The organism is Pseudoalteromonas sp. SM9913 (assembly GCF_000184065.1).
Lineage (GTDB): Bacteria > Pseudomonadota > Gammaproteobacteria > Enterobacterales > Alteromonadaceae > Pseudoalteromonas > Pseudoalteromonas tetraodonis.
Genome location: NC_014803.1, coordinates 287,761 through 302,126, shown reverse-complemented (window position 1 = coordinate 302,126; position 14,366 = coordinate 287,761). Strand labels below are relative to the sequence as shown.

The window sequence follows — 14,366 nt, the reverse complement described above, 5'->3', positions numbered from 1 at the left end:
CCGTAAAATCTAAGCGCTAGTTAAAAACCACGTTTTCGCTGCCTTGGGCTGCTTTAAACTCAACAATAATTTTTTTACAGTCAGCTTCAATTTCATCACTCAGTGATTCTTCTGCGCGCCAGCGCGCCGTGTCTTGCTTAAAAATTTCTTTTTTAGCGTACTTTTTGCGCGAATCATGGGTTGGCATTTCTTTTACCACGTCGTACATTTTATAAATACCCGGGTATGCACTCGTTAGGTCGCGCTCAGTATCAAAACTATATTGCGACATAAGCACCCAAATACGTAAGCACCCCTCAGAGTAATCACATTGCTTTTCATTCATAGCACGTGCAATTAAATGAATACTATCGGCTAACTTCGCATTACGCTTTAAACGCGACTGTTTTAGCTTTTGCTGTTGCTCTGTCTGTTTTTTGCTAATTAGCTTTTTTTGCACATTTAGCTTATAGAGCAACTGACCCGCATAAAATGCCAAGCCCGCTATAATAGCAGCACCTACAACTAAGGCTAAGATCACTGCTGTACTCATTGCGTGTCCTTATTACTTATCTTCGTCGTCATCTAGCCATTCATTCGCTAGATCGTTTGATAGGTATTGATCAAAGTCTGAATTACTGTCTTCATCGCTGAAGTCATCTTCAAACTCTTCTTCATCTTCAATGCCTAATAATTTACAAAGCACTTGGTGACGCGCTATGCGGCTATTAAAGTATTTTGCATCTTTACCCGTTAGCATTTCACCTTGCTCATGACGCTCAACTAATTTAAGTAAGCGCTCATCATTTTCAAGGGCTTCTAACTCTTGTTCAGGCGTTAATTCTGGTTCAACAGCCTTTTTAAGCTCTGCTACAGGTTTAAGGTTACGTTTCATTTCGATTTTTGGTTCAGCAGCAGGTGCAACCAATGGCACTGCTTTTTTACTACCAACGCGTTTATCTTTAGCAGCCGAACCTGCTTTTTGAGTGTCATTACTCAATGCATCCGGTGCATTACGTGAACCAGGCTTAGCGCCCTTAGTTTTTTTAACACGTTGCTCTTTCAATGCGCGCATTTCTTTAAGCTTATCTTGACTTAAACGAACGGGACCATTTGATGGAATTTTACGTGACTTTTTCTTTCTACTCATATCTTGATCGTCTCACTTAAGAGGTTTTGAGCGAGGCGCAACTCAATGGGCATCGCGGTGCTGGCCTAGCCAGGAGAATTCAGTTTGGGCGTTTTGCGCGCCAAAGCACAGTTAAGGTGCTTTTTTTAAACGGGGGGTATTGTAACAGGACAAATAAAAAGGCGGTAGAGAAAACATCTCTACCGCCTACTAATCTGAGCGCCATTATATGGACACTTCTCCCTTCGACTTTTTAGTCTTTATTGTTTTTATTATTATTTTCTATCCGTATTTTTATTATTTATCTTCCGTGTAGCATTCCATTTTGTTTTTATTATTAAACTTCCATGAGTATTTTATTATTTTCGGTCTTCCTAACACTTTTTTGATATTTCCTTTGGTAGCACACTCTATGTGCTATTCAGTCGTGCCGCGCTACTATCCTTATAACGTTTTCCTATTTGTTATTGTTTTTGCGACAGGGGTTAATTTACTCGTTAATAATTTTGTTACAACTAATTTATATCTTTTTTCTTGTACTACATATGACAAAAAACACTAAAAAATATAAATTACAATAAGTTACATTAAAAAATAAAAATAAAATGAGATTTTTCTTACACCAAAGTATGGTCAATGTCTTACAAGAGAAGGAGCTTTATCGGTCACGGCAGGCACAAAAAAAGCAGCTAAAGCTGCCTTTTTCACTAATTAACATTATATTATGTTAACAACATCTAAATAAATACGACTTTAGTGTAGACCACCAAGGTATTTAGAGAGTGTTTCAATGTCTTTATCTGTTAGTTTCTTTGCAATGTCCTGCATAACACCATTTAGGTCGTTATTACGAACACCATCTCTGAACTGTTCAAGTTGTGACTTGATGTATTCTGGATGTTGGAAAGAAATCTTTGGGAATTTAGCAAGTGAAGAGCCATTACCACGTGGACCATGACAAGCCGCACATGATGGGATACCGCGCTCAGCATCACCTGCTTTATATAACATTGCGCCTGTTTCTTGAACATCTTTCGGTGTAGCACCTTCAGACATGTTCAAAGAAGCAAAGTAAGCAGCCAAGTCTTTCATATCTTGATCACTTAATGGCATTGCCATACCGCTCATTACTGGATTCATACGACCTTCTTTACCGCCCGAAGTCATACCTAATTTAAATTCAGTAAGTTGCTTGTATATGTAATCTGCGTGTTGGCCTGCAATTTTTGGGTAGATGTTAACCGGCGCATTACCGTCTGGGCCGTGACAAGCCGCACACGTTGCTGATTTTTCTTTACCTGCGTTTACATCGCCATCAAATGCTGTTGCGTTGCTTGCTGACAACGCACCAAGCAATATAGTTAAAGATAGTGCTATTTTTTTCATGGTGAATTCTCTGTTTCCGACCCTGTATCATCTACAATATGGATGTTGTGATTTTTATATTCTACACGATATTAAATTCTCTGGCACGTTTTCTACACACATTAAACCTATAAATTATAGGGTTTTGAGTAAAATTAAACGCTAAGCCAGTTAAAATGTACTGTCAGCAATGATCTTACATGCTCAAATACACTTTTTAATAGCTACTTTATAGTATAAAATACGCGCCACGGGTGAATTTGGTTTACCCAATGTTATTTTTTTAAGTTTTAGGAGAGCCTGTGCTCAAATCTCGTATCAAGTATAACACTGCGTCTTTTGTTACAAGCGCGCCAGACATCACTAAATTACCTGCTGATACGGGAATTGAAGTCGCGTTTGCCGGTCGCTCTAATGCAGGTAAATCAAGTGCGCTAAATGCCCTAACCGATCAAAAGTTAGCACGAACCAGTAAAACACCCGGCCGTACTCAGCTGATCAACACCTTTGAACTTGCCGATGTAGATAATATGCGCCTAATTGACCTACCTGGCTATGGGTTTGCAAAAGTGCCGATTGAAATGAAAAAGAAATGGCAAAAATCGCTAGGCGAATACCTGCAAAAACGTCAAAGTTTAAAAGGTATTGTGGTATTAATGGATATTCGTCATCCATTAAAAGATTTAGACCGCGACTTAATTAATTGGGCTGTAGGCAGTGAAATTCCGGTATTGGCACTATTAACTAAAGCCGATAAGCTAAAGCAAGGTCCGCGTAAATCACAAGTTCTTAGCGTACGTCGTGAGTTAAGTGAATTAGATGGCGATATTACGGTTCATGCATTTTCATCACTTAAAGGCACCGGCTTACCAGAAGTCGCTAAAAAGCTAGATGAGTGGTATTTAGGCCCAATCGTGGCCGTTCCACCTGCTGATTTAGTAGCGCCAGATAGCGAATAATTACTGTAAGTAAAATTTCTGCTGTGCGGAGGTAATAAAATAGCCGAGCTCATCTGTTTCGGCTATTTCAGCCCACTGATAAAACACATTTCGCGCAACTCGCGCAAAGCAGCCGTAGGGTAACTGCATATAAGGCACAGCCGCACCTTTGTAGTCATTGATATAAAGTGACTCAGAACGACTTAATAGCCATGTGCGGTTTAAGTTATCAATACAACAAATAACACTTCCCTCTGATGTCTTTTCACTATGCCAATTTACAATAATAAAAGGCGCATCCTTCACCTCAATCGCGATTTTTTCTACGGGTGTTTTTAAGTAAAACTGCCCATCTTCGTTGCATAATACACTGGCAAAAAGTTTCACCATTGATTGACGGGTAATTTCACTACCTGCGTAAAACCATTTACCTTGCTCATCAATCAATAATGGTAACTGCCCGCAGTGAGCGGGCTGCCATTGTTCAAAAGGTTTGCTTGGCTCGCTGAGTTGCTTGCTAAGCTCGTTAAGTGAAATCACTGTTTTTTAAATGTCAGTGCAAAAGTAACTGGCACGGCAGTAGCAATTGAAGGTAATCCGGCTAATTTTTGTAACTGCATTACCCCTTCGGTGATCTTAAAGTCATCACTGTTGATAATGATAGGAGTGAATGATGCCACACTTAAATCTCCATTGGCCGCACTGCTTACGAGTACATCAACAGCAAGTGGCTTTTTATGACCATGAAAGTCTAGCTCAGCGCTAATACCTTTTAATACGTACTGCCCTGGTTGCTTAATAAGTGACAACTTATCAGATAAGTCAGCGGTTAATACTGCGTTTGCAAACGTGTCAGACTCAAACAATATCTTACTTAAACGTTCGTTACGGATAGGGATAAAGGTTTCGGCTGAGGTTAAATCAACGTTTACGCTAAATTGACCCTGATCGCTCAGCTGCCCAGCTAACTGAGTAAAGTGACTTGCTTCAGCAATGCTATTTTTTTTAATTGATACAAAACTTAATTGGCTTTTATCGTTCAATAGTTGCCAGTTTGCCGATGCAGCACCTGAAACTAGTAAACATGATAAAGATAAACCTGCGATAGCTAACGTTTTAAACATAATGCACTCCTAAAATAAAAAGACTTATACCGGTAAAAATAATACTTTGATCAGCCCAGCTGAAAATCATTAGTTACTGTGTGGTAAATCGAAAATGCTAAGTAGACTGATGGTATCACTTGAAACGCTAAGTGCAATTAGAGAATAAATTTAACGCTTGGATGCAAGACAATAAAAAAACGGCCCATCAAATATATGATAGGCCGATATAGCAAACTGGGGAGAAGCTATTAATACGTTGCATCTTACGATGCATCATCAACAGGATGTCCTACAGGATGAGGACGGGCGGCACTTTACCAAAAGCAAGTGTAAAAATACAAGCATATTATTGATAATCGTAGCGAATTGACGAACCTCTAACGATTTAATACAAACTGCTGTTTAATTTAACTTTTTTTTAACCTGCAAGATAAAGAAAAAGCGCCTAGCGGCGCTTTATGATTCTCTTTTTTGACTCTGTATTTGGCCTATATTAAAACCAGTACAGTAGCGCTAAATTAGTGTGCTTGTTCCCAGTTATCACCTTCGTCAGCTTCAACAATAAGTGGTACATCTAACTGCGCCGCTTGTGACATCAGCTCACAAATCTGTTTGGTATATTGCTCAGTACATTCTGTTTTAATCTCAAATACCAATTCATCGTGTACCTGCATGAGCAGCTTAACTGTATTAGGTGCTTGCTGATTAACCCAAGCATGCACGCTTAACATCGCTTTTTTAATAATATCAGCCGCAGTGCCTTGCATCGGTGCATTAATTGCTGCGCGCTCAGCGCCTTTGCGACGAGCGCCATTGCGCGCATTTATTTCTGGTAAATGTAAGCGACGGCCAAAAATTGTTTCTACATAGCCATTTTCGGCCGCTTTCTCACGCGTTGTTTCCATGTATTCTAAAACACCTGGAAAACGCTCAAAATATTTATCAATATAATGCTGCGCTTCATGGCGTGGTACATCAAGTTGACGTGCTAAGCCAAATGCTGACATGCCATAAATTAAGCCAAAGTTTACCGCTTTAGCTTTACGGCGCATATCTGATGTTACCTCTTCAAGCTCAACCCCAAATACTTCAGCAGCCGTGGCACTGTGAACATCTAAGCCATTAGCAAATGCGCTTAGTAATCCCTTATCTTGCGAGAGATGCGCCATAATACGCAGTTCTATTTGGCTGTAATCGGCAGCCACAATTTTATACCCATCTGCGGCAATAAACGCTTCACGAATACGACGCCCTTCCTCTGAACGAATAGGAATATTTTGTAAATTAGGATCGCTTGAGCTTAATCGACCTGTTGCTGTTACCGCTTGGTGATAAGAAGTATGCACTCGCTGCGTGCGTTCATTGACTATCAAGGGTAACTTATCGGTGTAGGTTGATTTGAGCTTAGATAAACCACGATGCTCAATAATCACTTTAGGCAATGGGTAATCATGCGCTAACTCTTGTAGTACTTCTTCTGCTGTAGAGGGCGCGCCTTTAGGTGTTTTTTTGATAACGGGCAATTCGAGCTTTTCAAATAACAGCACCTGTAGTTGCTTTGGTGAGCTTAAGTTAAACGGTTCGCCCGCGATTTCAAACGCTTCTTTTTCAAGCTCAAGTAATCGCTCACCTAAACGTTGGCTATGCGTGGCCAACATGTTGCTGTCGATAGCAACACCGGTGCGCTCAATATCAGAAATAACACTTACTAGTGGCATTTCTATATCTTCAAACACCGATTTTAGTTTTTCATCCGCTTCAAGTTTCGGCCATAACACTTGGTGCAAACGCAAAGTAATATCGGCATCTTCAGCGGCATAAGGCGCTGCTTTTTCAAGTTCTATTTGATTAAATGTAAGCTGCTTTTTACCTTTACCTGCAATATCTTCAAAGCTAATATTTTTGTGGCCTAAATATTTAAGCGCCAACGAGTCCATATCATGACGGGTGCCTACGCTATTAAATACATAAGACTCCAACATAGTGTCGAACTTAATACCATTTAATTCATAGCCTGCATTGGCAAGCACGCTTTTATCGTATTTTAGATTTTGACCTACTTTAGCTTTATTTTCGTCTGCTAATATCGGCCCCAACTTTTGCATCACAAATTCAAGGCTTAACTGCTCGGGCGCACCGGGGTAATCGTGTGCTATTGGTAAATAAGCCGCTTCCCCTGCTTTAACCGCAAAGCTCATACCGACCAATTGCGCTTTCATATACTCTAAACTGGTTGTTTCTGTATCAAAAGCAAATAGCTCAGCTTCATTAAGCTGTTCTATTAATGTCTCAAATTGGGCCTCAGTTAAAATAGTTTCATAGTGCGCATCTTCAACTTTTGGCAGCTCATTCTCTTGCGTTGGGACTGCTAAATGTGTGTCGGCATCTTTTGGGTTGTCTAGCAATTCAGCTAGCCAACGACGAAACTCACATTCACCGTATAAGGCAATTAATTCGTCTTTATTCGGTGTTTGTAATTTAAAAGTATCAAGATCAGATTCAACCTCAACATCACATTTAATAGTGGCAAGCTCATAGCTTAACGGTAAATGATCAATCGCTTTTGCCAGTTTCTCGCCTATTTTACCTTTTATATCAGAAGCATTATCAATTACGCCCTGAAGCGATCCGTACTTTTGTAACCATTTAACCGCTGTTTTAGGTCCACAACCCTCAACGCCAGGAATATTATCTACTTTGTCGCCCATTAAAGCTAAATAGTCGATAATAAGTTCAGGTCCAACACCAAACTTTTCAACCACAGTTTCGGGATCTGAAATGCTGTCGGTCATGGTATTAATCAAGGTTACATGCTCATTGACCAACTGCGCCATATCTTTATCACCAGTCGATACCAGCACATGACGTTGTTGCTCAGAGGCAATCCGTGCAAAAGTACCGATTACGTCATCGGCTTCCACGCCCTCAATACTAATTAACGGAAAACCCATTGCTTTGATAATACTGTGCAGCGGCGCTATTTGAGTACGCAGATCATCAGGCATTGGCGGACGGTTCGCTTTATACTCACTGTACATATCATTTCTGAAGGTTTTACCTTTGGCGTCAAATACCACCACCATATGTGAGGGATCATATTGTTTGATTAAACTTTTAAGCATGTTTACCACGCCATAAATGGCACCGGTGGCCTCACCCTTAGAGTTGGTTAGATGTGGTGGTGAATGATAAGCACGAAACAAATATGAAGAGCCATCAACTAAAATAAGCGGGTTTTCGGGGATCTGAGCCATGGTAAAATTGGATCCTAAATACAAAAAAGTAATATGAGTGTAAGCATGCCATAAGGCAGTAAATAAAACGACTGTGAATTAATGTGAGTAATCGCGCTACATTTTTAGTAAGTTGTGGATAACTATGTAGATAACACCCACAAGCAATTCATCCGAAGCACCTTGAAATGCCTAGATTAATTTGTAATTTATTGTTTTGTTTAAAAAAAGATAATTCGAGGTTCTTTTTTATTATTTTTTTATTAATGTGGAAAAAGCATTTATACCGTCACTGATTTTATAACCCACCTTAATTATTTACGTCCATTTAAATAACTGGATGAGCATTCTAGCATAATGGATCAAAGATCATAGCGATCCTTTATAATTTTTTTCATGGCTACTAATCACTAAATGGCATATAGCGCATAACAACGTGCTTTGCGCCTAAAAAACGAGCAAATAAATTTTTAAATCGGCTGATTCATCGTGTTAAACTTTATTTAAGAGACTTTAATGGAGCGAAATGATATGAAAAATATAGCTGTAATTTTAGCAGGTTGTGGTGTGTTTGATGGTAGTGAAATTAATGAGGTGGTACTGACTTTATTACACATTGAAAAAAATAATGCTCAGTATCAGTGCTTTGCACCTGATATAGAGCAGTACCACACCATTAATCACATCACTGGTGAAGAAATAGCACAGCCGCGAAATGTATTAGTTGAATCAGCTCGCATCACCCGTGGCAATATAAAGTCACTCGCTGAATTAGACGTTACACAATTTGATGCACTCATTGTCCCTGGGGGCTTCGGGGTAGCTAAAAATCTATCTGACTTTGCTATTAATGGCACTAACGCTAAAGTAAACGAGGCAGTACTTAGCGCTTGTAAAGCGTTTGCGGATGCAAAAAAAGCCACGGGTTACATGTGTATTGCACCGGCTCTATTGCCTTTTATTTATCATAAACCTCAGCTTACTATTGGTAATGATAGCGACACAGCCGAGGCTCTTAGCACATTAGGCGCTGAACACGTAGAGTGTAAAGTGGATGATATTGTTATTGATAAAAGCAATAAACTCGTTACGACACCGGCCTATATGTTGGCACAGTCTATTATGGATGCAGATGCAGGAATCGATAAGTTAGTGCGTAACGTATTAGCTATGAGTTAGTCGTAAGGGCTTTGATCGCATTAAAGGCGTGATGATCCCGTTTTATAATTTAACTATGCGCTAAACCATGTAATTTTATTGAGTTAAGACAATCATTAGTCGTATTTCTAAATAAAATCGACTCTGAGCATTTTATAAATGACTTAGTGGAGTTATAATTGGTTTAAATTCCGTCATTTAAAATCGTGATTGATCACGTTCAAATTGAAGTGGGCAAGGCAAAATGAAAAAACTATCAGCTGCAGCATTACTTGTGCTAGCAACCACCGCATACGCACAGCCATATGATAACTCTATGACTGAAGATGCAATTAAAAAACGTTTAGCGCCTATCGGTGCTGTTTACCTTGAAGGTGAAAAAGTAGCGGTTGCTGCACCAACAGGGCCTCGTTCAGGCGAGCAAGTATATCAAGCGGCCTGTTTTGCTTGTCATGGTACAGGTGCTTTAGGCGCTCCTAAATCAGCTGACGATTGGGCTCCTCGTATTGCTAAAGGAAAAGATACCTTATTAGATCATGCAATCAACGGCTTCAATGCAATGCCGCCACGTGGTACATGTATGGATTGTTCTGATGATGAAATAAGCGCAGCAATCGACTTTATGACTGCTAAATAAAATCAGTCAGGCTAAAACTATAAATGAAAGGCTTACTCACAGTAAGCCTTTTTTGTTTCTAATTATCGATTTTTCGCAGCATAATTAAGATAAATATCTACTTGACGCAAAATGTTAAAAGTGGAACTATAATGATTAATAACTATACAAAAAATTATAACTGGTTAAACATCATTGGAAGATAAACTCATTGTACCGAGTAGCGTAGTGCGCCAAAATAAACGACTAAAAGCACTATTGAAAAAGTACAAACATGCCTACCACCTCCACAATGCCCTGATACAGCTATCAGAGCAAGCAAGTACTGTTGCCGAATTAACCTTACTTTACCCAGCTATTCATGACATTTTACAAAAGTATGTCCCGAGTAAAAGCTTTTATGTGGTGCTTGTTGAACCGCAATCACAACAGTTGGAACTGTCTTATTTTTCTGATGAAAAAGATGGAATTTCTGTACCACTTAATCGGGAGAATAATTTTGAAGAAGGCGCAACGGGTTATGTGTTTAAGCAAGGAAAGACCACTTATTTCACTAAGCAACAAATGCATGATGCTGCACAGCAAGGCTTATTTAAAGCATTAGGTACACCTGCAGAACACTGGGTAGGCGTTCCAGTTTATCAAGAAAAAAATATTATTGGCGTATTAGCAGCGCAAAGTTACGACACTGAGCAAGGTTATAGTTCGCAACAAATAAACCTACTTGAAGCAATGTCACTTTATTTAGCGACAGCTATTGAACGCGTTAAGAAACGAGAGTTGCTCGAATCAGAAGTAAAACTAAGAACCCGTGCATTAACGCAAAGCAATGATGCTTTAAATGTTGAAATACAACAGCGAAAAAGCGCCCTGCAACGCCAGCAAATATTATTTAAAATTTCAGAGCTGACAACTCAAGCTAAAAACCTAGATGATGCTTATTTTCAAATACACGAAATAATAAAAACCATCACTTACGCAAAAAATCTTTATATTGCCTTGTATGATAAAGAAACGGGCTGGATTAGTTTTCCTTACAGTGTTGACGAATTTCAAGGCAGCACCCAACCAAGGCGCTTTGCAAAAGGGTACAGTGAGCTGGTGATCAGCACCGAAGAAACACAAATAATTCACCCGCAAAGAGCACAAGAGTTATTAGATAGTGGCATTGTAGAGCGTGAAAAACCAATTGATGAATCTAGAAGAGCCACCAGCTGGCTTGGCGCTCCGCTAAAAACATCGCAAGGAGTTATAGGTTTAATTGTTTGCCAAGCTTATAATAATGAACACCTTTTCACACAAGATGATGCAGAACTCATAACCTTTGTATCGCATCAAATTGCCACGGTATTACAAACAAAATTAGCCTCACAGGCGCTGAAAAAGAGCCACCAAGAGCTCGCTTCTCGAGTAAACGAAAAAACCAAAGAGCTAAGCCAAGCAAATTTGCATTTACAGATGCAAATTGATGAGCGTAAAAAAATAGAGCAGCAGCTGTATCACGATGCGCACCATGACTCATTAACAAGCTTGCCTAATCGTAATTTATTTTTAACGCAGCTAGAAAAAACGCTACAGTTTTACCAACGTCACCCTGATGAGCACTTTGCGGTACTGTTTATTGACCTTGATAAATTTAAAGATATAAACGACCAGCTTGGGCACCATGCCGGAGACGAATTTTTAATTAGCGTGGGTCAGTTGTTCTCTCAATGTATCCGTGAGCATGATTTATTAGCACGCTTAGGGGGAGATGAATTTGTAATTTTACTCACTCATTTAACCGAGCCAAACCAAGCTGAAGATGTTGCAAATCGAATCATCAACATCATGCGAAAACCTTTTTGTACAAAAGGTATTTGTGTGCAAAGCGGCGCGAGTATTGGTATCACTTATTCAAAACAAAGCTATAAACATACAGATGAAATTATTAGAGATGCTGATGCCGCAATGTATTACGCTAAAAACTCTGGTAAAAATCGCTTCGAATTATTTCACCCGTTACTCACAGAGCCAATGCTGCAACATGAGTCACAAACATTGCACCATCTTGATGTATTACCTATGACGTTTCGTAGCTCAGATATTATTTCTATGGATGAGCATTATCAATATGCCTCATTATTTGAAGCGTTTGGTGAACACCCTGTACTTGGCTTTACTAGTTTTGATATTTTAAAGAAATTTGCAAGTGATAAAGAACAGCATATAAAAGTAGAACTCCAACTGATTTTACAAGCGTATCAACAAGCGAAAGACTCTGAAATAAGCGTTGCTCTTCTGCCTTGCTCAAGTCTGCTTTTAGAAAAGCATGAGTTCTCTTTATTAACTGCTGCACTAAAGCAGCCATTAAACATTGATCCACTTTGTTTGTTGTTTGATGATCAAGAATTACGTTACGCCAGTGCGCTGCAACTAGAAAACTTAAAACAGCTTAAAGCGCTGGGCTACTCTATTGGTCTAAATAATTTCGCAAAGGATAAATGCGAGCTTAATTTAGTGACCGAGATAGAATTTGATTACTTACTATTAAGCTCCACTTTCAGTAAACGAATATTGCAGCAGGAATGCTATGACTTGCAGCTACAAGGTTTGCTGGCTATCACTAAACTTAAACACATTAAAGTGATTGCTAAAGGCCCGTCAATATTAAACTTCAGAGCCCTTTTAGATAAGCATGGCTTGAACTTGTTTGTTGCCAAACAGCACCCACTTAAAAGCGCGATACGTTCAACACTTATAAGCTCAGAATCAAAATAACGCTAAACACATGCTATTGTGGTTTTTTTAGCATTGCCCTTAAATTTGCAACCCGAGCTTGGCCTTTTTCCATGCGTTCAGCTTGAGTATTAGGCGCTTTTTTGTTTTCAAAGGCTAAGTCATCTTGTGGTAGCTCTTGCACAAACCGGCTGAGCTCCGTTTGCGATGTTTCACCAAATTGACGACGAATTTTAGCATACGTTAAGGTTAGCTCTTGCTGCGCGCGGGTAATACCTACATAGGCAAGGCGGCGCTCTTCATCTACATTATCCTCATCAATGCTTACTTGGTGTGGTAATAGCCCCTCTTCCATGCCTACCATAAATACATAAGGGTACTCGAGTCCCTTTGAAGCATGCAGCGTAAGTAATTGTACTGCATCTGCTTCATCTTCTTCCTCGTTACGCTCTAGCATATCGCGCAGGGTCAATTTACTAACCACTTCAGCTAACGTCATTGGCGGATTATCGGCATCGCCAGTCAGCATATCGGTGATCCAACGGTACAGCTCCGAGACATTTTTCATCCGCATTTCGGCGGCTTTGGCACTCGGTGATGATTCATATAAATAGGCTTCATAATTAATATTTCGCACTAAATCTTTGACCGCTTCTAAGGTATCGCTGCGTACTGCGTTATCCGACAGCTCAACCACCCAACGGGCAAACCCAGCTAACGCATTAAAACCACGTCCTTTTAGTCTGTATCCTAAGTCGTTATCAAAACAGGTGGCAAACAAGCTTTGATGTTTTTCATTGGCTAAGGTGCCTAGTTTTTCAAGCGTCACCGTGCCTATTTCACGCCGTGGCGTATTCACGATTCTTAAAAAGGCATTGTCATCATCTTGGTTCACTAAAAGACGTAAGTAAGCCATGATATCTTTAATTTCAGAACGTGAAAAAAACGACATCCCGCCGCTAATTTTATAAGGTATACGGTTACTCATTAACGACTTTTCAAAACCACGCGCTTGGTGATTACCCCGGTACAAAATCGCGTAATCTTTATAGCTGGTGCGCTTCATAAACTTATGAGAAATAATCTCTGCAACCACACGCTCAGACTCATGCTCTTCATCGCGACAACCAATGACTTTAATTTGCTCACCATAGCCAAGTTCACTAAAGAGCTTTTTTTCAAACTCATGGGGGTTATTTGCAATTAATATATTAGCCGCTTTAAGAATGCGCCCTGCACTACGGTAATTTTGCTCTAGTTTTATTAATCTTAATCCTGGATAGTCTTTACTTAATAGCACCAAGTTTTGTGGGCGAGCACCACGCCAAGAGTAAATTGACTGATCGTCATCTCCTACCACAGTAAAGCGTGCACGTTCACCAACCAGCAATTTTACTAATTGGTATTGGCTGGTATTAGTATCTTGGTATTCATCCACCAGTAAATACCGAAAACGCTGCTGCCAACGTTCACGTGAAGTGGCGTTACTGCTTAAAAGCAGCGTGGGGATCATAATTAAATCATCAAAGTCGAGTGCATTATAAGCGCGAAGTTGGTTTTGATAGCGTGCGTACAATTGAGCGAACAAGGCTTTTTGTGGCTCTCTGGCTTCGCGAATAGCTTGCTCTGGTAAAATGAGTTCATTCTTCCAGCTACCAATTTGCATTTTAAGTAGATTAAGTAAGTCTTTGTCTTTTTTAAGCTCATCTTCGGTTAAATCACCGAGTAGTTGATTCGTATCTTGGTCGTCAAACAGCGAAAAACCAGGCTTAAAACCCAGTGTTTTTAACTCTTTTTTGATGATTTCAAGCCCGAGTGTATGAAATGTAGAGACCCATAAACCTTTAGACTCTTGCTTTCCTAAGGTTTGCAAAACCCGCTCGCGCATTTCTTTAGCCGCTTTATTGGTAAAGGTAACCGCCGCAATATTACGCGCTTGATACTCACACTTCTGTACTAAGTAAGCAATTTTGTTGGTGATAACTCGTGTTTTACCCGAGCCTGCGCCAGCTAATACTAAGCAAGGACCACTAATGTACTTTACCGCTTCATCTTGTTTAGGATTGAGTTTCATAACGACCAGCTGATTGCAAAAAGACGGGCAATTTTAACGTAATCACTACA

Annotated in this window: 11 protein-coding genes; 4 read left to right on the top strand and 7 right to left on the bottom strand. The window is 39.8% G+C overall.

The window, feature by feature from the left end; all coding sequences use genetic code 11:
- Positions 1 to 16: 16 nt before the first annotated feature.
- The 3 genes from PSM_RS01380 to PSM_RS01370 all read right to left on the bottom strand — a co-directional run bounded on the left by PSM_RS01380 (position 17) and on the right by PSM_RS01370 (position 2,494).
- Positions 17 to 532 carry a DUF2489 domain-containing protein gene (locus PSM_RS01380; RefSeq protein ID WP_013463880.1) on the bottom strand — a complete coding sequence of 172 codons (516 nt, stop codon included), beginning with the start codon at positions 530 to 532 and terminating at the stop codon, positions 17 to 19.
- Positions 533 to 544: 12 nt separating this feature from the next.
- Positions 545 to 1,129: a Der GTPase-activating protein YihI gene (gene yihI, locus PSM_RS01375; protein WP_013463879.1), complete on the bottom strand. Its 585-nt coding sequence runs from the start codon at positions 1,127 to 1,129 to the stop codon at positions 545 to 547.
- Between the two features lie 732 nt (positions 1,130 to 1,861).
- Positions 1,862 to 2,494 carry a c-type cytochrome gene (locus PSM_RS01370; protein WP_013463877.1) on the bottom strand — a complete coding sequence of 211 codons (633 nt, stop codon included), beginning with the start codon at positions 2,492 to 2,494 and terminating at the stop codon, positions 1,862 to 1,864.
- A gap of 281 nt (positions 2,495 to 2,775) precedes the next feature.
- On the opposite strand from PSM_RS01370, the gene yihA reads away from it, so the two are divergent.
- Positions 2,776 to 3,432: a ribosome biogenesis GTP-binding protein YihA/YsxC gene (yihA, locus tag PSM_RS01365; protein ID WP_013463876.1), complete on the top strand. Its 657-nt coding sequence runs from the start codon at positions 2,776 to 2,778 to the stop codon at positions 3,430 to 3,432.
- On the opposite strand, the gene PSM_RS01360 is transcribed toward yihA, so the two are convergent.
- The 3 genes from PSM_RS01360 to polA form a co-directional block, all read right to left on the bottom strand.
- A complete protein-coding gene (locus PSM_RS01360; protein WP_013463875.1) occupies positions 3,433 to 3,951 on the bottom strand; it encodes a DUF1285 domain-containing protein in 519 nt (172 codons plus the stop codon).
- Entirely contained in the window at positions 3,948 to 4,535 is a 588-nt protein-coding gene (locus tag PSM_RS01355; protein ID WP_013463874.1) for a YceI family protein, read from the bottom strand. The genes PSM_RS01360 and PSM_RS01355 overlap by 4 nt, the downstream gene beginning before the upstream one ends.
- Positions 4,536 to 5,035: 500 nt before the next feature.
- Complete coding sequence (gene polA / locus PSM_RS01350) at positions 5,036 to 7,771, bottom strand: DNA polymerase I (protein ID WP_013463873.1); 2,736 nt, start codon at positions 7,769 to 7,771, stop codon at positions 5,036 to 5,038.
- Between the two features lie 510 nt (positions 7,772 to 8,281).
- Here polA and elbB point away from each other — a divergent pair.
- The 3 genes from elbB to PSM_RS01335 all read left to right on the top strand — a co-directional run bounded on the left by elbB (position 8,282) and on the right by PSM_RS01335 (position 12,284).
- Positions 8,282 to 8,929: an isoprenoid biosynthesis glyoxalase ElbB gene (gene elbB / locus PSM_RS01345; RefSeq protein WP_028834474.1), complete on the top strand. Its 648-nt coding sequence runs from the start codon at positions 8,282 to 8,284 to the stop codon at positions 8,927 to 8,929.
- 223 nt (positions 8,930 to 9,152) lie between these two features.
- Positions 9,153 to 9,545 carry a c-type cytochrome gene (locus PSM_RS01340; protein ID WP_016899314.1) on the top strand — a complete coding sequence of 131 codons (393 nt, stop codon included), beginning with the start codon at positions 9,153 to 9,155 and terminating at the stop codon, positions 9,543 to 9,545.
- Between the two features lie 174 nt (positions 9,546 to 9,719).
- Positions 9,720 to 12,284: a bifunctional diguanylate cyclase/phosphodiesterase gene (locus tag PSM_RS01335; protein ID WP_013463870.1), complete on the top strand. Its 2,565-nt coding sequence runs from the start codon at positions 9,720 to 9,722 to the stop codon at positions 12,282 to 12,284.
- Positions 12,285 to 12,297: 13 nt separating this feature from the next.
- Here PSM_RS01335 and rep read toward each other — a convergent pair whose 3' ends face one another.
- Positions 12,298 to 14,316, bottom strand: a complete 2,019-nt coding sequence (gene rep, locus PSM_RS01330) for a DNA helicase Rep (RefSeq protein WP_016899315.1) — start codon at positions 14,314 to 14,316, stop codon at positions 12,298 to 12,300.
- Between the last annotated feature and the right edge of the window lie 50 nt (positions 14,317 to 14,366).